Source organism: Pseudogracilibacillus auburnensis, from assembly GCF_003201975.1.
Classification (GTDB): domain Bacteria; phylum Bacillota; class Bacilli; order Bacillales; family Amphibacillaceae; genus Pseudogracilibacillus; species Pseudogracilibacillus auburnensis.
This window is the reverse complement of record NZ_QJJQ01000001.1, coordinates 531,154-549,213: the sequence shown is the minus strand read 5'-3', so window position 1 is coordinate 549,213 and position 18,060 is coordinate 531,154. Positions and strand designations below refer to the sequence as shown.

The following is an 18,060-nucleotide window of genomic DNA, read 5'->3' as shown; positions in this document are numbered from 1 at the left end:
GAGGATTGTTATTTGGTTAAAAAAGAATCGTTAACCTCTTTAAAGTTGCTTATTTTTCATTTTCATGCAACAAACACAATTATTATTAGTTTTTTACCGTTATATTTAAAGTTTAAAGGATTAACAGGAACAGAGATCGGCTGGGTATTAGCGATCGGTCCTTTTGCTTCGATTATTTCACAGCCTTTTTGGGGTTATTTAAGTGATAAATATAAAACAGTGAAACGGATGCTTATTTTATCGACGATTGGTATGTTAATCATTAGTGTCATCTTTTTTCAAATGGATAGCTTACTAACGATATTAATTTTAGGTGCTCTCTTTTTCTTTTTTTCTTCTCCTGTTGGAGCTTTAAGCGATAGTTTAGCACAAAGACAGGCACAACAATTAAAAATTTCATTCGGTTCGATTAGAATGTGGGGTTCTGTTGGTTTTGCCTTTTCTTCCTTAGTCGTTGGCGAAATCTTAACAAAGTTCGGCATTCAAGTTATCGTCTGGCCATATGTCATCATCGGGACTATATTACTTATTATTGCTTTTACGATTTCGGATGTAAAAAGTGAAGAAGAATCTACACCAGTGAACTTAGCAGATATTAGTATGTTGTTAAAAAACAAACCATTTATATTCTTTTTACTTTTTATGATGTTTATTACGATTACTCATCGTGCGAACGATAGTTTTATCGGTATCTACATAACAGAAGTAGGTGGAAGTGAGGGGCTTGTTGGAATTGCCTGGTTTGTTGGAGTTATTAGTGAGGCAGCAGTCTTTGCATTTGCAGGTCTTTGGTTCCGAAAATATAGTCCGATCACTTTTGTCATTATTGCTAGCATTTTATACTGTATACGTTGGTTTATTTACGGTATGGCACCAAGCCCTTATTTTATTATCTCTTTTCAGGTTTTACATGGAGTTACATTCGGAATATTTTATATTGCTGCTTTTGATTACGTCACAAAACTAATTCCAAATTTATTACAATCGACAGGGCATCTCATTTTTTATTCAGTCATGTTCGGTGTATCGGGTATTATCGGATCAATGGCAGGCGGAAAAATGATTGAAGCTTTTGGTGGACAAATTATGTATCTTGGTATGGGATTATTTACACTGCTCGGTATCTTCTGTTTAGTCGGGTATCAAATTTGGATGAAACGGTTAGAAGTAAAAGTAAAAACAGCTGGGACATAATTAATGTGTCCCACACGAAACGATCAAATAGGAAATCCAGAATGTTACCTTTTCAACGGTTGTTTCTTAATGTAGTTGATATAAACTTTGCAGTAACTTAATTTGATATTTTGTCTACAAACATAGTCACAGCAACATTAATTTCCACTACGGGCAGTCCTTTACCGCTAGGTACGGTTTCATCCTCCGAATGACAATGTTTATTGCGACGAGTAATCGCAGTCGCAGGACGTGCTAGTGCAATTTTCTCCGGTGGGGAGAGTAATCGCAGTCCCAGTACCAGGAGTTAATGATTCTCTGCTCCAAACAACCATAAAAATAGTGGAATAAAATTGTGTATTGATGTTTCAGATACGATGGGACATTCACTATTTCGAAGTTACTGCGCGGTTTATTTCTAAATAGCATCAAAGGGTTAGATAAAATAGCTAAAAGAAAAATCCGAGCTAATAAACAAATTCTAATGGAAGAAATTTGAATATAGTTCGGATTTTTCTATGACCAAAACACTTGTTTCTTGACCTCTTAATTTTTAAGTCAAATAGATAAAATAAAGAATGAAGACAGCGGCTAAGACATACATGACCCAATGTACCTCTTTTATTCTTCCCTTCATCATCATCGTAATTGGATAAAAGACAAATCCAACAGCAATTCCAGTCGCAATACTATACGTAAGTGGCATCGCGATAATCGTTAAAAAGGCTGGTACTGCAATTTCAAATTTATCCCACTCGATTCTTTTAAGTGCCGTTGCCATAAGAACACCGACAATAATAAGGGCAGGTGCTGTTACTTCCACCGTTATAACTGCTAGTAATGGTGAGAAAAATAAAGCAAGTAAGAAAAATCCTGCCGTAACAACCGATGCAAACCCAGTTCGTCCACCAACTCCAACACCAGCAGTTGACTCAACATAAGATGTAGTTGTCGATGTACCAACAACTGCCCCAACAACAGTTGCCGAAGAGTCTGCAAATAATGCTTTACCAGCACGAGGTAACTTGTCTTCTTTCATAAGACCCGCTTGTGTTGCAACCGCGACGAGTGTACCCGCCGTATCAAAAAAGTCAACGAATAAAAAGGTTAAAATAACGACTAACATTTGCAATGTAAAAATATCACCAAAATTAATGAATGCTTGTCCAAATGTTGGTGCCACACTAGGTACGGAACTTACGATATCACCAATTCCTTTAGGTGTCGGGATTAAACCAAAAATCATTCCAACGATTGATGTAATAATCATCCCGTAAAAAATGCCCCCACGAACATTTAAACTAAGTAAAATAACAGATATAACAACACCAAAGATTGCGAGTAGTACGTGTGGTGAAGTTAGTTCACCAATAGCAACTAATGTTGCATCATTTCCAACAATAATTCCAGCATTTTGAAAACCGAGAAAGGCAATAAAAAAACCAATACCAGCACCTACTGCCAATTTCAAATTACCTGGAATAAGATTAATAATTTTCTCTCGTAAACCAGTTAAAGTTAATAGAATAAAAATAATTCCAGATGCTAACACTCCAGATAATGCAGTTTCCCACGGAATACCGTAACCTAAAACAACTGTATAAGCAAAAAATGCGTTTAGACCCATTCCTGGTGCTAGTCCTATTGGGTATTTTGCAATAATCCCCATTAATAAGGTACCAACTGCCGCTGCAACTGCTGTTGCTGTAAAAACAGCGCCCTTATCCATTCCCGTAATCCCCGCAGGAAGATCAACACCTTCCAATGATAATGTTGCAGGGTTAACGAATAAAATGTACGCCATCGCTAAAAAAGTGGTCATACCTGCCATAAATTCTGTACGATAATTTGTACCTAATTCTTCGAAGCGAAAATACTTCTTCAATCTTGCTCCTCCTCAAAATAGTTACTTTGCTAATCCGACTTGGGCTAAAAATATATTTTACAATAAAAGCAAAAAAGCACCCTCATCAAGTAAGGAGTGCTACCATCACTATGTCAGAAAAAGTAATGAACGTGAATGAAAGTAATCACTTCAACTCCAATAAAAAATAAAGCGATCACCACAAATCATTATGAACATCACTATTATCTGCGTAGTCAGACTATTTACGGTAGTCCGGTAGAAACTCTAAAGCCTATCCCCTAGATTATACGCAAAGCTTATTATTATTTTCATACATAATGATACTTCTTATTAATCAATTCGTCAATGATCTATTTTTATTGACATGTTTTGCATGCAAACCTGTATTTACTTTTGAAGGAATGATTTTAATCTAATAATCGATTATTTTCATCGACTGCCATAATACGTGCCTCATCTTTATCGATAATTTCTCCAGTTCCGTGACATACACTACATTGATATTGCCAACCTTCATCATCTGCTTGCATACCGGAACCATGACATGCTTTACAAATATCCTCTGCCATTATAGTGCCTCCTTATTTGTTGTTTTCACCCAATTAATTAATCCACCAGCTAAAATAATTTCTATTTGTCTCGGGGATAACAAATGTCGCACATTGATCTTGTTATCTTTCCCTTTTACTTCAATAGAAAATTCATTTCCTTGTTTCATTTTTGTTTTAATATCCTCTAAAATAAGAATGTCATCTTCATGTAGTTGATCATAATCATTACTATCCATAAACGTAAGTGGAAGAACACCAAAGTTAACGAGGTTTTGCCAGTGAATTCGGGCGAAATCTTTTACAAGTGCTACCCTTAAACCAAGGTATCTTGGTGCAAGTGCGGCATGCTCTCTACTTGATCCTTGACCGTAATTAAATCCACCGACAATTGCGTGACCGCCATGGTCAACTGTCTTTTTTCCACGCTCATAGTAAGTAGGATCAATAATTTCAAAAGAAAATTTACTAATTTCAGGTAAGTTACTTCTATATGGCAAAACTCGCGAACCACCTGCCAAAATTTCGTCTGTTGAAATATTATCCCCCATCTTTAGTAAAATAGGCAGTTCTAAATGATTAGGAAGTTCACTCATCTCTGGGATGGACGCAATATTAGGGCCTTTTTGTAACTTCATTTTCTTCGCTTCCTCATATGGTAGCGGTTTTTCTAATAAATGAACATCGACTGACACATTTTTCGGTTCTTTTACTTTTGGTGCACGTTTTCCTAATGTACGTGGATCTGTAATGACTCCTGTTAATGCTGATGCTGCCGCTGTTTCTGGGCTACATAAAAAGACACTATCTTCTTTCGTTCCAGAACGACCTGGGAAATTTCTCGGTGTCGTTCGCAAGCTATTACGTCCCGTTGCGGGAGCCTGCCCCATTCCAATACATCCATTACATCCCGCTTGATGAAGTCTCGCCCCAGCTTGCAAGAAGCTTTTTATATGGCTCGCCTGAACAAGATCTGTTAACATCTGTCTTGAAGTTGGATTGATATCAAGTGAAATTCCTTCTGCAATCTGTTTGCCATCAACAATTTCTGCTGCTACCGCAAAGTCTCTAAAGCCCGGATTTGCCGAAGAACCAATATACGACTGATAAATTGGCGTTCCCGCGACTTCAGTAACAGGGACAACATTTCCTGGACTAGAAGGCTTTGCTATCAACGGCTCAAGAATTGATAAATTAATTTCCTCATCGATATCATACGTAGCACCTTTATCCGCCTTTAATTCGATCCAATCCTCTTCACGCCTTTGCGTTTTTAAAAAGTTCTTTATTTCACCATCTGAAGGAAATACAGTTCCCGTTGCCCCTAGTTCTGCCCCCATATTGGCAATAACATGACGATCCATTGCACTTAAGTGTGCAAGCCCGGGACCATAATATTCAATGACCCTTCCAACGGCACCTTTGACATCATGCCTTCGTAATAATTCTAAAATAACGTCTTTCGCACTTACCCAATCAGGCAACTCTCCCGTTAAATTAATTCCCCACACTTCAGGCATTTTCACATAAAATGGCTTTCCCGCAATCGCCATCGCAACATCGATCCCACCTGCTCCCATCGCGAGCATCCCCATACATCCATTTGCACACGTATGGCTGTCCGAACCGAGCAATGTTTTTCCTGGTTTAGCAAGCCTCTACATATGAACAGGGTGACTTACCCCATTTCCGGGCTTACTATAGTAAAGTCCAAAACGATGTGCCGCACTTTGTAAAAAAAGATGGTCATCGGGATTTTTACTGTCAACTTGAATTAAATTATGATCCACATATTGTGCAGATGCTTCTGTTTGTGCACGTTCAATCCCCATCGCTTCAAGTTCGAGCATAACCATCGTCCCTGTCGCATCTTGAGTTAATGTTTGATCAATTTTTAGTCCAATTTCATTTCCTGGAATCATTTCTCCAAATACTAAATGATCTTTAATCAATTTTTTTGTCACATTTAACGTCATCTTTGTTCCTCCTGGATAAAATTCATCATTGCAACTATTTTTCCCAAGAGTGGAGGAACGATTCATTGAATTTGATTTTTCCCATGGGTCAAATGATCGTTGTATGTCCAGCATTCGGATGTACGAGCCAACATTATTCGTACTATCTCAACATCTTTCTTTCTGAATCAGCATTTTAATTTTTTAAGCAGCATTTATTGGAATATCTCAGCATTCGAGTTTGCAAAACAGCATTATTGAAGGTTGCTATAAATTTTCTGTATAAATGTGCAAAAACAGAATAGATAGCTTTCATTATTTTTTTCATTTCTTCCGGAATAATTTTAATGATGAAGTGATGAATAAGCATCGATTTACTCGTTAGTTCAAAAGAAAGAATAGAGACAAAAAACACTCCTTTCTCATCTAATAAGAGATCGGAGTGCAATTGAGTATTATTTTCAACTATTAGTAGAACGTGAGTAATTAATTTTTCTCCTAAAATAATAAAACAATAGAAGATATAGAACAGGAATCAATATCATCCACCGCATCATAGGAATTCCCGCAAAATAAAAGCTATAAGGAATTGCAAATAGTACACTTAAAACGATAAACATCGAAGAATTCCTTATAAGAGAAATTGCCAGGAACAAGAGTGAAAAAAGGATTGAACTATAAAATAAAATTGTTAACATGTTCCACCCCGCCTTTTAGTAAATAAAAGTCAGCTTATCAGTTTTCTTCATTATACATTATTTCCCTCTCAAATTGGATTAATTTTCTAAATAGTGGGATGAATTTCCAAAAAACAATCCTATTTATTGAAGATAATTTTAGGAATTACTTTACTTTAATTAAAACTCGCCTAATCGTTTTATTGTGATTACAACAGCCATAAAAATGTGCTATTTCTATAAGATTTTTAGTGACAAGATTACCACTTGTTGAATCCGCAGTTACCAATGGAATAACATCAAGGTAGCACGGATTTACACCTTTATAAAAAAGCCTAATTCCTTCTTACCTTTAGGGAGAAATTAGGCTTTTGATACTCAACAAACGCGTCCGTTAATAGAATGCGCAAAACAAGAGCTATACTTTGAGATTCATTAATTATGCTTGAAGCTTTTTAATGCACCAATAAATTTATCTTTTTCTTCGATGAAAGGAAAGTGATTACTATTTTCAAAAATAACAAGAGTGGAGTTTTGTAAAAGATTATGAATTTCTTCTGAAAATTCAATAGGACATTGCACATCATACTTACCACACAATATTAAAGCCGGAACAGGTTTGTTGGTTATTTTTTCTCTAACATCATAATGTCGCAATTCAGAAGTATAGGCTTTCATTCTTGATTTACTAATCCCTACATTTTCCAATTCTTTATAATACTCGTCTATTTTATCTTTTGAATAAAGGCATAATTGAAAGAACTTTTTATTAGCTTCCTCTTTTGATTTCTTACTAAAAAGCGGAAATGCCATTTTAAAAAAGACTTTTATTGCATCTTTTCTGTATTTCCGATCTTCGACATTGAATAAGTTATTTTTGGAATGGTTTATTTCATTTGAGGCTGCTGTGCCACATAAGATAATTTCAGATAACTTTGTTGGATACATATACAGATACGTAAGACCTAAGAACCCTCCAGTCGAATGACCAGCAAATGCCCAACTGCTATATCCTAATTTTTCTCGAATACTCTCTAAATCTTTAACTGCTTCTTCCATCGTTAATTCGTTTTTTGATCTGGCTTTGGATGTAGAACCAGCATTTTTCAAGTTTATCAGAATTACTTTATAGTGTTCACCAATTACCCTTGAATATGGCTCATCGCCAGATAAGAACTCCTGGTATAAATGAGAAATGCAAATCGGTTCTTTTCCTTTTCCTCCGATAAAAACTTCAAATTCTCCCCTATCGGTTTTAATCATTTCTTTTTTCAATTCAGTATCTTCCCCTTTCAATGACCAAACAACACTTAAGAAACGAATATTTTTTGTTCAAGTAATGATCCTGAAACCAATTTTTATTTTACAGTATATGAATTACTTGTTCCACATACTTGGCCCTTGCAGTATAACACTCAAAGATTATATTCCTATAAATTCCTGCACATATGAAGCATTCGTTCGAGATCATGTTTATGTAATGCACCTAGATGCCATTTCAATTCTGAACCATGACAGAAATAATTTTTGAAGTACGCGCGGAAGAAGGCTTCAATAATCCAGCTCCTCCCCAACACTCCAAAGCGACATTCAGTTGATTCCTAGCCCCTTGACTTGTAACTGGAGCAATAACCATATCTACGTCCAACGCTAATTCATAACCAACCATAAAACAAAATCGCTGCTTTGCTTGACGAGATCCCTTTCCTATATATAATTCTGGATGACCTACAAAATCAATGTCATCCTGATTTAATTTCTCAATCTCCTAGGGAGAAACATGACTATAAATTGCCCTCTTGTCTTAGTAAGGTGGAACACCCTGAAACCCAATGAAAGAAAAGCAATATCCAACTCCTGTTTTTTACGCTTCAGGTAACTTTGCACTAATTGTTGTTCTTCGCATATTGCTTCGGAGATTTGCCGATTGCTGCTTTGAAATCTTTGCTAAAGTGAGCTTGGTCAAAATAGCCGAGATCCATCGCCAATTTAGTCATATCCACTCCACGTTCTATTAACTCGATCGCCTCATGCATTCGATAACGCCGAATTACCCATTTAGGGCTCACACCTATATATTGATTGAACCAACGTTGTAATGTCCTCTTGGAAATGCCGAATTGATCAACTAAGTGTTCGACTTTGGTGATGCCAGCATTGTGGATGATTTCATCGATCATTTCATTCAGTAAGTCAACCGTTTTATCATGTTCAGGCATACTTTGCCATAATAACTGTTCAACGATCACAATCTTATCTTCTTTATTCTTACCTGCAAATAGTTGCTCTTCAAAAGCGTTAATATCTAAGCTAAAGTAATCGGATATATTGACGACTTGATCTGTAAGTGTAGAAACAGGCGCTTGGAAATAACAATGAAAAGCTCCAGGTCTAAAAAGAACGCCTACAATCTGTCCTTCATCTTGTAAAACATGTACAGATTTTCCGCTTTCTATTCCGCATATGTACGAATTGCCAGGCTGGAAAACTACGTTTACTCCCGGATGCTGTAAAACTTCTTGGGTATAGGGGGGCTGTCCACGTAAGTCCCACTCGACAAGCCAATAATGCTGTATAAAAAATTGGAGACTGTTGGATGGAGCGTGACGAGTAATTGAAAACTTATTTTTGCCTGTTTCATAATTCAAAATACCCATATTCGGATTGCGATTGTCTTTCAGTTGTTTCACCCCCTGACACGAAAATCTATCTTACATTCATGGTTGGCGCGATTTTACAATAATTAATGTATAAGACATGCTATGATTTCATTATAAACTACCATTAATCCTAACGGAAGGAGCAATATTCATTAAACGAGCAGAAAATTAGTTTATAGATGGAGGAATTAAACATGAAGTTGGAGTATGTATTTTATATCGATACGAATCCTGAGCAAGTGTGGGATGTTTTGGTCAACCCAAAAAAATCGATTAAAGCATTCATGGGTGGAGTTATCCACTCAACATATCAGGTGGGCGATGACATTCAATTTATAGGACCAGGTGCCGATGGAAATGAGACTGTTCACATTTATGGCAAACTACTTCAATATGAACCAAACCGAATTTTAAGCTACACGGATCACCCTGGCCCATCTCACTACGCCGAACATGCTCAGATGGAAAGTCGAGTTACCTTATCTTTAGAATTAGTAGGGGCATGTACAAAACTACATCTTATTAATGATCAATGGACAGACAACAATCCTCTCTTCAGTAAAACAGAGCAATACTGGTGGATGATACTGAGTAATATTAAGACAATTGCGGAAACCGGAAGATCTCTGGATTTAGGTTTCTAGCCAAAGATTGTTACTTTAAACGTTATTTTGCATCTATTTTAAGAAATATTTTGCATCATAAGTGCGTATCAAAAACGCCGATAAAAGAAAACCTGAGAAGTTCCACTGGCTAAAAACACCACGTCCTGGGCCGACCAGGACGTGGGCGAATGTAACGGAAGATCCCTAAAGCTTTTACATACAGGACCTAAAAAAGCAAGCTTAGAAAACTTTGGCTTCCGCTATGCCTTTACTGCGAGGACTAAAGTTATGAAGTAAGAAAGGATTTATCCTTTCTTATCTGCCTATACAAAAATTCGATGTGTCATTTTTGCTGCACTTTTTGAACCACCTCTATAAGTGAAAATAAGAAATGATCTAAACTGGCTTAATCCAAATTGTTACTTCAGATACGCCGTAATCGCTGCTTAAATCCTTAACTGATTGACCAGAATGGTATAGTTCAACAACCATTTACGAAAATCATCATTATATCGTTTACCATTTTTCTTATGTTTCATTGGACACATCCTCCTAATTCTGATTTTAATGACTACTAAGATGTGTCCATGAAACTATACTAGCATCATGAATTATATCCAAACGAAACAATAAAGATTAATGAAAGTAACGATAAAAATATGAAAGCTATATAAATAACAATTGTAAGTATGGTCAAAGTTTTAGGTATGTTATAGCGATTTTTCCAAGTAACAATTAGTAAGAACAGGCTTGCAAAAAGTACTATGACAAAAATAGAAATCAACACATAACGTTCTTTCCCTATCATCCATAGATCCATTTTACACCTCAATTTTATAAATTATCTTCTTCTATATTCATATTATATAGATATTATATAGATATTTCCTCCCTGATAATCCAAAATTACTATCTGTCCATTGCGACAAATTGAAATAGTTGTTATTTTATTAAAAAATTCGGCGAAAAATCTAACAGAATGATCTCTTGTTGTAGATCATTATTCCAATTTTGTTTGAACCTATATAAGTGGTGATTGCTCAGATGGGATCCCTTTTAGGCAAAATACACTGTGTAACACGATTGCAACCGTAAGTTGACAAAGTGCAACACTTGAATGGTAGAACGAAGAGCAATGTTTTTCTAAGATGTAGATGATCATAAGAAAGGAGTATCCTATTTTCAAAAAACAATAAAAAGGAGAGGTATTTCATGTTTCGTGAAATGGTGCAAGAATTTGTCTTTCTGTTATCTGAATTAAACTCGTTTCTACAATATTTAGGTGTTTTCTTTATATCTTTCATTCCATTTGTAGAATCCCCTGGTGGAGCTATAGTTGGTTCCCTTATAGGGGTACCGATTATTTTGGCCGCATTCATTAGTATGATTGGAAACTGGATTTCAATCATGTTCATTATTTTACCTTTTGACGCTTTGCTAATGAAGATTCGTAATCGTAAATCAAAAAAAGAAGGATTTATTCATAATCGAGCAGCCAAAGCGAGAGAAAGATACGACAAATATGGTGTACCGGGGCTTGCGCTTATTTCCCCATTGGTCGCTTCCGCACATATTGCTACATTTACCTCATTAGCTGCCGGTTCGAATAAAAGGAGAGTTATCCTGTGGCATACCGTTAGCATAGTTATTTGGGGAATCATTGGAGTAGTAATAGGAAGTTATTTAAAGTATGATATCATGCACTAAAATTTTAATTGTGTTTGTGCTATCTTTCTTACTATTCTACTGATCATTTTATGCGAGCATGAGAAATAACAGTTAAACAAGTAACGGTTCATGAGGCTGGGACATAACTAAAACGACCATATCGAAAGACGAATAATGCATTACCTTAGCGGAGGAAAGGCATCGGTGAGACCCTTACAGTGCGTCAGCACAAGGAGGCTCACCAGCCGTCCGCGGTAAAGGAGACACTGTGAAAACAAGCGATAGCGCAGGTTGAACAGATGTCGCTCTTATGCCCTGTGGTGAAAGCGAAGTATATGTCCATAGCGGGTTATGCAGCTACCATTGTTCGGGTTTTTCTTTGGTGAAAACACTTTTGTCCCGGCCTCGTCGAAACAATGGATTAAGCTCTATTGAAAAGCAAAAAATTAGACCATGATTACATGTAAAAATACAAATAATTAAACGAACGGGCAAAGAAAAACTGTAAAGTACCCAGTAAAGAACGCTGATTTCATGACAGATGGTGAAGAACATAACTTAACAATTGTTACTGAAGAAGGACTTTATCAAAAACTATTTATTTGGCGTTTTTTTTAAAGAAATACATAAATTGTTAAAATCTAATGATGTGCACGATAAGGTTTTGATTCATACAGATGTTTAAGTTATAATATGATGGGATTAGAAGGTAGAAATTATTTTATATTTAATGACTGTAAGGAGTTTTTGTTATGGGAAAGAGATTTTCTATGGTGTTTTTGACGATGGTATTAGCTATCATTGCTTTATTATTAGCCGCCAAATATCCGACAGGACCTAACACTGTTTCGTTCGATGAACCAGTTGGTTTTTGGCTATCTTTTGGGATGCTAGTAGCGTTGTTTTTACCACCTTTAATTTTATCGCTGTTTAATCATATTGCGGTAAAAATTATCTCTGCTATTTATCAAGCCTTTATCGTTCTTACTTTTTTAGGACTTATTCCGGTAGGTATTATGATTCCTAGTTTTTGGGTAATTATTATTGGAGCTTTAGGTGCTATTGTGAGTATTTGTAGTATCCTCGTTACTATTTTAGTGGGATTGAAAAAGAGAAATTTGGTGACTAATTAGAAATAAATAGGCCTGGAAAAAGGGCTTATCAAAAACACTCATATACTACAAGGAAAAATTACTATATTAAAGGGTAGCATCTGCTACTCTTTTTTATTTTTTCGGTAAAATGATACTTACTGAGGCAGAAAAAATGTGGCATTAGTCAACGGTCAGCGTTTTGTGCCGATCCATTCAACGAGAATTTAAGGAGTTGACTAATTCACCAACCGTGAATCCTCTAGGCTTATCAAAAAATCTATTTTTACATTTGGGTCAATCTCATAAAGGTTATTCCATGGACACTAAAAAAATTTCAATATTCGCGTATTGTCACTTACACCTAATGGGTTGGAACGGCAGGTGGTCGGCTCCTAGTCGGCTAAAAGCTGTCACGTCCTGGGGCTGCGTATTTACTCGCCCCATTGAAGACCTTTGGGACTGCGCTAAGTGCTCGTCCCATCGAAGACCTTTGGGACTGCGATTACTCGTCGCAATAAACATTGTGCGTCGCGGGAGGAAAGGCACTGGTAAGACTAGGAGGGCTTTAGCTCAGACGTTGGCTTGACGGCCATCCGCTAAAAAGCGACCACCTAGAGTGGAAAAACTAGCACCTAATTTTCGTACTTCGGATTTTTAACTGAAATATTGAATGATAAAATTGATTCATTTTAAAAAACTAATGAAATAATTTCTTTGCGATGGTAAGGAATGAAGTTAAAGCTTTAAAGTCCGCACTATCGTTTCTTTTGATAAAAACAGTTTGAATCCTTGAGTATTCCTTTGGCAATTCTATACAGTCAATGAAAGATGTATCAATAATTTCTACTATTCTTTTTGAAACAACCCCAACCCCTAATCCTGCTTTAACACACCCGATTAATCCCTCAAAACTATTGAATTCTATTTTTTTATGGGGGGTAATACCAGTATCTTCTAAGTATTTTTCTGTTTTTTTTCTATAAGTACACCCTTCGCCAAAGACCAATAATTTTTCTTCATTGAGGTTTTGAAAGCTACTAAAATCCTTGTCACTCTTAGAAATAAGCATAATTTTTTCATCTATTAGTGGAATAGATTCAATGTTTTTATGTACTACTGGATCCGTAACAAAGGCTCCATCTAACTCGTATTCTAAAACAGATTGAACCAAATCTGTCGTATAGCCAGTATTTAGGGATAGGTCGACTTTTGGATACTTCTCACTAAACAGGGAGATTACTTCAGGAAGTCTTATTGAAATGGTAATATCAGTTGCTCCGATTCTTAAAGGTCCTGCTACTTCCGTCCCACTTGTAATGACTCTTTTTGATTCCTCCAGTAAATGGATAATTTGATTAGCGTAGGATAATAACGTTTGTCCACTATTCGTCATCGTCACACCTCTACTATGCCTTATAAATAATTTAGTTCCTAACTCATCTTCAAGCTTATTGACACTCCGAGTAATGTTTGATTGTACATAGTTCAGTTCATCAGAAGCTTTAGAAATGCTTTTGTTTTTTGCAACTGATTTTAGTATCATAAGGTCCTTTATATCCACACTATATCCCCTCTTTCATTTTTACTGATGTCTGCCATCTTTAATATTCATTTTATATGATACCTTAAAAAATTTATACTTTAACGAAAGATTATATATGGGAGGTAACAAAATGCAAATATTTATTGATATTATCTTACCAATATTTGCGATTATACTTTGTGGTTACATTGCAGGGAGAACGGGGGTCATTTCGGCTTCGGGGTCAAAAACGTTAAATAGTTACGTGTTTTTTGTTGCTTTACCTGCACTGTTATTTTATGCAGTAGCTAATGCTCCAATTTCACAGTTAACTAATTGGAATTTTCTTTTTGCTAATCTTTTAGGAATACTATCAAGTTTTTTTCTTACCATTCTATTTATCCGCCTTTTTTTAAAAAAGAAATCAGCTGTTTTATCCATTTACGGGATGAATGCATCTTATGGTACAACTGGATATATGGGACTCCCTTTATTAATAGCTGCTTTTGGAGACAAAGCTGCCTTGCCAGCTGCTCTCGCTACATTAATCCATAACATTCCAGTAATAGCAACAGTGATAGTAACGTTCGAGTGGGTAAGAGCAAAAGAAAACAGACACGAGAAAGGCTTGTTGTATTTCTTACAAGATGTAATAAAACCCGTATTATTTCATCCAATAACTTTATCTGTTCTTTTAGGCATTACTTTTTCATTGTTTAATATTACTTTACCTAAATCGTTAGATATTTTTGCGAGCTTTCTATCTGATGCAGCTGGCCCAACTGCTTTATTTGCTATTGGATTGGGACTTACTAATCAAAAAGAACTTTTAAAATGGTCTAGTCTAGTAAACAAAGAGGTTCATTTTCTCCTTTTTATGAAATTGGGATTCCAACCAACTATCACTCTTTTGTTAGTGTTTTGTGTATTTGAATTAGAACCCCTATGGGCACTTACTACCATTTTAATGTCAGCACTTCCAATTGGAGCAGGTGTATTTGTATTTGCCCAAAAATATGACAACTTAACTCAAGAAACATCTACTGGGATAGTTCTGTCTTTGCTTTTATCTGTTTTGACTATTTCTATTCTATTTATATATTTAATAGAACACTATTCGATATCCATTGGAGGCTAGGATTACGATGACATTGGAGGATTAAAAAGCCGAATCCTTTTATAAAACATTTAACTAAAGGAATAGACTGAATGATCTTTTTCCATTCGGCATCAAAGAAAGTAAGCACTATCTTATCAAATCTATTTCCTATCTTATTGCACCTGACAAAAGGAGAAAAATCGTGGACAACTTTTGTCAGGTATAGGAATAAATTATTTTTCATATCGTTCGTACATTAATGTTTCTCCCTTTGCTCCTGAGAACCAAATATCGTTACAACTTTTCGCAAATTCTTCAAGGTTTTCTTCGATCGTAGCAAAAACATTCCCAGGAACAAATCCAATATCGGCATTGATGAGTAGATTATTCCGTCCATAAAACACAGCTAAATCTACTACACCCGGTAGATCATCGATTCCCTTTTCTTCTTTAAACTTTTTATCCAAAACACCGCTTTCAAAATCAAAAAAGCATATATCCCCTGGAATTGGTGTCACAGTCGTATTTTCCATGCCTACTGGCTCCTTATAAAAACGTGGAACCATTGCATAAATTTCATTCCTTGCATATTTAGCATGATATACTTGACCACTCTGGGGTAATGCATTCCAAACTGCTTCACAAGTTTTGGGAGCCTCCACTTCTAGCAGTCTTGCAATACACGAGACATTGCGCTTTTCTAAACTTATTTTAATATATTTTGTCATAAAATAACCACCTTTCTATATGTGTTAGATGTCCAAAAAAGCCGACAATTTTGTTCTTGACAGTTTTGATGATTCATCGTGTAAAATATGTCTCTTTTATACGTAAAAGATTCCCATCTTAATTATACTGTGAACAGTGGGAAAATGACGACTTACAATTTGTAAGAATATTTTTCACTTCATTATTTCAACTTCAACAAAAAAGGTACTTTTTATCGTAAGTGATGAAAAAGAGGGGCATAATCGTTCAATTGTGAACTCTAACTTAAAAATTCAAAAAACCTACTTTTTAAAAGAGTTAAATGGAACGACGACTTTGAATTTTGTTATTTTTAAAACGGTGGATCCATAAATTAAGAAACATTCAAATAAGCTCTTGCATCACCCATTAATCAAATAAGATACTTTCAATCAACTCAGATTCATTTTTATAAATTTTGAACATAAAATACATCAATACCGTGATAGCAAAGAAGATGGACGACTCATCGATATTATATTCCATTAATATCGTTGTTTTAAACGTAAGTTCATTTGCCTTAATGGTAGCAATATGTGTTTGATCTACTTTTACTTCAATTTCCCCGCCCCAATTTTCTTCAATACGTATATTTTGTCCGTCGATATCACCTTCCACACAAAAATAGAGTAGACTATTACCCACTTTATCTCTAAGGGTGTAGGTCTTCCTTTCCGTTTTTATAACATAGGTAGCATGAAGAAAGTTCTTAATACCGCGCTTTTTAATTCCCATCAAAACTGTGCCACCACCGTTATCGGTAAAAGAAAAGACATGTCCTTTCTCGCATCCAGTAATATCCGCCTTTTCGATGATACCGATACGCTCTTTTTCTTCATCTTCTACTGTGAGGGTTTTTCCTTTTTTCATGTATAACACATCATTGAATTGATATCGTTTCAAATTCCTCATTCCTTATCGGATTTATGTATAAATAGATCAAATCCTACTGTCTAGCAAACGAAAGGATTGCCAAAAAAACTGTAATGATAGTACGAATCTCGAACAATTTATATACAACTAACAGTAACTGGAGCGAATCTAGGCAATCTCTCGATGTCCTAGTGTTATATGCTTCTCCAGTTATAGAAAGTATAACATAAACAACGCCCATTCTATGAGATAATTTAATACAACAAGTAGCCATTTTTTTAACATTTCATCATAGTCATCTTTTTTCATGTTTGTTTGAACGCTTTTAATTTAATTTCATCCAATTTCAGCTAGAAATTTTAAAAACAGGGTTAATAAAATCCGTTAATTTTTACAATTTCGAGAATGTCGAAAGTTTTTTCAGCAATCTACTACCAGTATAGTGTTCTCTCTTACTTTGCACTACACCACAAATAGTAGCTTGCATAACTCTTATAAGGTGACCAATCAAGACCTAATTTTTCAACATCTTTTTCTGAAGGGGGTTGTTTTAGTCCCCAAACAGTTTTAATCACTTTCCTTAACGCAATATCTCCTGCAGGTAATATATTTAATCTTCCCATCCCAAAAAGAAGAGTACATTCAATTGTCCATTTACCAATTCCTCTTACGTTTGATAGAATGTGAACGATCTCTTCATCCGTTAATTTCCAAAAATGATCTAAGTTAATTTTCCCCATTACAATACTTTGTGCAAAGTCTATCACATATTCAGCCTTCCTCTGATTAAAAGATATTCTTCTTAATTGGTCGTAGGACAGTCTAGCGATTGATTCTGGTGAAGGAAAAATTGGCAAACAATTCCCTTCCACCTCTACTTCTTCAGCGGTTAGAGTAATTAGTCGATTAAATAGCTCCGCTGCAAAAGTTGTATTTATTTGTTGATAAATCATTAATTTTACAATTGTTTCAAATAAATCTGGCTCCGCCACTAGCCTTAAACCATAAAATTGATGAATCAGTGGCTTTAGATAGGGAGAGCTCGATAAAGAATCATAACACTTTAATAAATCACATTCGGTTGAAAACATGTGGCGAACAAACTGCAATAGTTTCTCATGTTGAAATTGACTAGTGTTAGTAGGGATATGAACTTTTAAAAGTGGATGATTAATATCTCCCTGAAAAGTAACGTATAATAGCATTGGTTGGGAATCTATCGTTACAATTCGTTGAAGAGATAAATTTTTTTCATCAATCAATACATTATTATTTTTTCTTGATGAAATTCTTTTTACTATTTTTTTGAAATCAAAAGGAGCTTTTGGAATAATAGTTTTAAACAATTGTTTATCCCCTTCATTCATATTAAAGCCTTTCATTACCTATTTTAAGTCAGCTTTGTCTCTCCAATGAACATATGCTACACAATTATGCCTGTACGAATGCTTTCCAATAGTGGATTTGTTTTTTACAGTTTCTCCCCCTAACAAATCTGTATCAAAATCATATCATAGTGCGTCTTTCCTATTCTTGCTATCTTATTTTATAGGGCTTTTGATAACGGTAAAC

General features: G+C 35.4%; 13 protein-coding genes, 2 pseudogenes and 1 riboswitch. Of the genes and pseudogenes, 5 read left to right on the top strand and 10 right to left on the bottom strand.

Annotated features, from left to right (window positions below):
* The first annotated feature begins 12 nt into the window (after positions 1–12).
* Positions 13–1,194 carry an MFS transporter gene (locus DFR56_RS02630; RefSeq protein WP_110393847.1) on the top strand — a complete coding sequence of 394 codons (1,182 nt, stop codon included), beginning with the start codon at positions 13–15 and terminating at the stop codon, positions 1,192–1,194.
* A 532-nt stretch (positions 1,195–1,726) separates the two neighbouring features.
* Here DFR56_RS02630 and DFR56_RS02625 read toward each other — a convergent pair.
* From DFR56_RS02625 to DFR56_RS02610, 5 genes and pseudogenes are all read right to left on the bottom strand, one after another.
* Complete coding sequence (locus DFR56_RS02625) at positions 1,727–3,058, bottom strand: NCS2 family permease (RefSeq protein ID WP_110393846.1); 1,332 nt, start codon at positions 3,056–3,058, stop codon at positions 1,727–1,729.
* Between the two features lie 192 nt (positions 3,059–3,250).
* A riboswitch (purine riboswitch) is annotated at positions 3,251–3,351 on the bottom strand.
* 96 nt (positions 3,352–3,447) lie between these two features.
* Positions 3,448–3,609: a hypothetical protein gene (locus tag DFR56_RS22775; RefSeq protein ID WP_158525474.1), complete on the bottom strand. Its 162-nt coding sequence runs from the start codon at positions 3,607–3,609 to the stop codon at positions 3,448–3,450.
* Positions 3,609–5,564: pseudogene (locus tag DFR56_RS02620) on the bottom strand (aconitate hydratase). Before DFR56_RS02620 ends, DFR56_RS22775 begins: the two are co-directional and overlap by 1 nt.
* A 1,091-nt stretch (positions 5,565–6,655) precedes the next feature.
* Entirely contained in the window at positions 6,656–7,495 is an 840-nt protein-coding gene (locus DFR56_RS02615) for an alpha/beta fold hydrolase (protein WP_146214236.1), read from the bottom strand.
* Between the two features lie 611 nt (positions 7,496–8,106).
* On the bottom strand, positions 8,107–8,910 hold the full coding sequence (locus tag DFR56_RS02610) for a helix-turn-helix domain-containing protein (protein WP_244916401.1): 804 nt from the start codon (positions 8,908–8,910) through the stop codon (positions 8,107–8,109).
* 164 nt (positions 8,911–9,074) lie between these two features.
* On the opposite strand from DFR56_RS02610, the gene DFR56_RS02605 reads away from it, so the two are divergent.
* On the top strand, positions 9,075–9,524 hold the full coding sequence (locus DFR56_RS02605) for an SRPBCC domain-containing protein (RefSeq protein ID WP_110393844.1): 450 nt from the start codon (positions 9,075–9,077) through the stop codon (positions 9,522–9,524).
* Positions 9,525–9,890: 366 nt separating this feature from the next.
* On the opposite strand, the pseudogene DFR56_RS23930 reads toward DFR56_RS02605, so the two are convergent.
* Positions 9,891–10,024, bottom strand: a pseudogene (locus DFR56_RS23930) (IS3-like element ISDha7 family transposase); the annotation flags it as partial.
* Positions 10,025–10,697: 673 nt separating this feature from the next.
* On the opposite strand from DFR56_RS23930, the gene DFR56_RS02600 reads away from it, so the two are divergent.
* Both DFR56_RS02600 and DFR56_RS02595 read left to right on the top strand, forming a co-directional pair.
* Complete coding sequence (locus DFR56_RS02600; RefSeq protein WP_110393843.1) at positions 10,698–11,192, top strand: small multi-drug export protein; 495 nt, start codon at positions 10,698–10,700, stop codon at positions 11,190–11,192.
* A 713-nt stretch (positions 11,193–11,905) separates the two neighbouring features.
* A complete protein-coding gene (locus tag DFR56_RS02595; protein ID WP_110393842.1) occupies positions 11,906–12,286 on the top strand; it encodes a hypothetical protein in 381 nt (126 codons plus the stop codon).
* A gap of 658 nt (positions 12,287–12,944) precedes the next feature.
* On the opposite strand, the gene DFR56_RS02590 is transcribed toward DFR56_RS02595, so the two are convergent.
* Positions 12,945–13,808 (bottom strand): LysR family transcriptional regulator, encoded by an 864-nt coding sequence (locus DFR56_RS02590; protein WP_110393841.1) that lies wholly within the window; start codon positions 13,806–13,808, stop codon positions 12,945–12,947.
* Positions 13,809–13,920: 112 nt separating this feature from the next.
* On the opposite strand from DFR56_RS02590, the gene DFR56_RS02585 reads away from it, so the two are divergent.
* A complete protein-coding gene (locus DFR56_RS02585; protein ID WP_158525473.1) occupies positions 13,921–14,907 on the top strand; it encodes an AEC family transporter in 987 nt (328 codons plus the stop codon).
* A gap of 194 nt (positions 14,908–15,101) precedes the next feature.
* Here DFR56_RS02585 and DFR56_RS02580 read toward each other — a convergent pair whose 3' ends face one another.
* From DFR56_RS02580 to DFR56_RS02570, 3 genes are all read right to left on the bottom strand, one after another.
* Complete coding sequence (locus tag DFR56_RS02580) at positions 15,102–15,596, bottom strand: DUF3830 family protein (RefSeq protein ID WP_110393839.1); 495 nt, start codon at positions 15,594–15,596, stop codon at positions 15,102–15,104.
* Between the two features lie 388 nt (positions 15,597–15,984).
* Complete coding sequence (locus tag DFR56_RS02575; RefSeq protein ID WP_146214235.1) at positions 15,985–16,485, bottom strand: hypothetical protein; 501 nt, start codon at positions 16,483–16,485, stop codon at positions 15,985–15,987.
* Positions 16,486–16,940: 455 nt separating this feature from the next.
* Positions 16,941–17,834, bottom strand: a complete 894-nt coding sequence (locus tag DFR56_RS02570) for a DNA-3-methyladenine glycosylase family protein (protein ID WP_158525472.1) — start codon at positions 17,832–17,834, stop codon at positions 16,941–16,943.
* Between the last annotated feature and the right edge of the window lie 226 nt (positions 17,835–18,060).

What these genes read in the sequence shown, in the direction of transcription:
- DFR56_RS02585 (WP_158525473.1), top strand. Translation starts at nt 13,921, where the DNA reads ATGCAAATATTTATTGATATTATCTTACCAATATTTGCGATTATACTT.
- DFR56_RS02580 (WP_110393839.1), bottom strand. Translation starts at nt 15,596, where the DNA reads ATGACAAAATATATTAAAATAAGTTTAGAAAAGCGCAATGTCTCGTGT.
- DFR56_RS02605 (WP_110393844.1), top strand. Translation starts at nt 9,075, where the DNA reads ATGAAGTTGGAGTATGTATTTTATATCGATACGAATCCTGAGCAAGTG.
- DFR56_RS02595 (WP_110393842.1), top strand. Translation starts at nt 11,906, where the DNA reads ATGGGAAAGAGATTTTCTATGGTGTTTTTGACGATGGTATTAGCTATC.
- DFR56_RS02600 (WP_110393843.1), top strand. Translation starts at nt 10,698, where the DNA reads ATGTTTCGTGAAATGGTGCAAGAATTTGTCTTTCTGTTATCTGAATTA.
- DFR56_RS22775 (WP_158525474.1), bottom strand. Translation starts at nt 3,609, where the DNA reads ATGGCAGAGGATATTTGTAAAGCATGTCATGGTTCCGGTATGCAAGCA.
- DFR56_RS02575 (WP_146214235.1), bottom strand. Translation starts at nt 16,485, where the DNA reads ATGAAAAAAGGAAAAACCCTCACAGTAGAAGATGAAGAAAAAGAGCGT.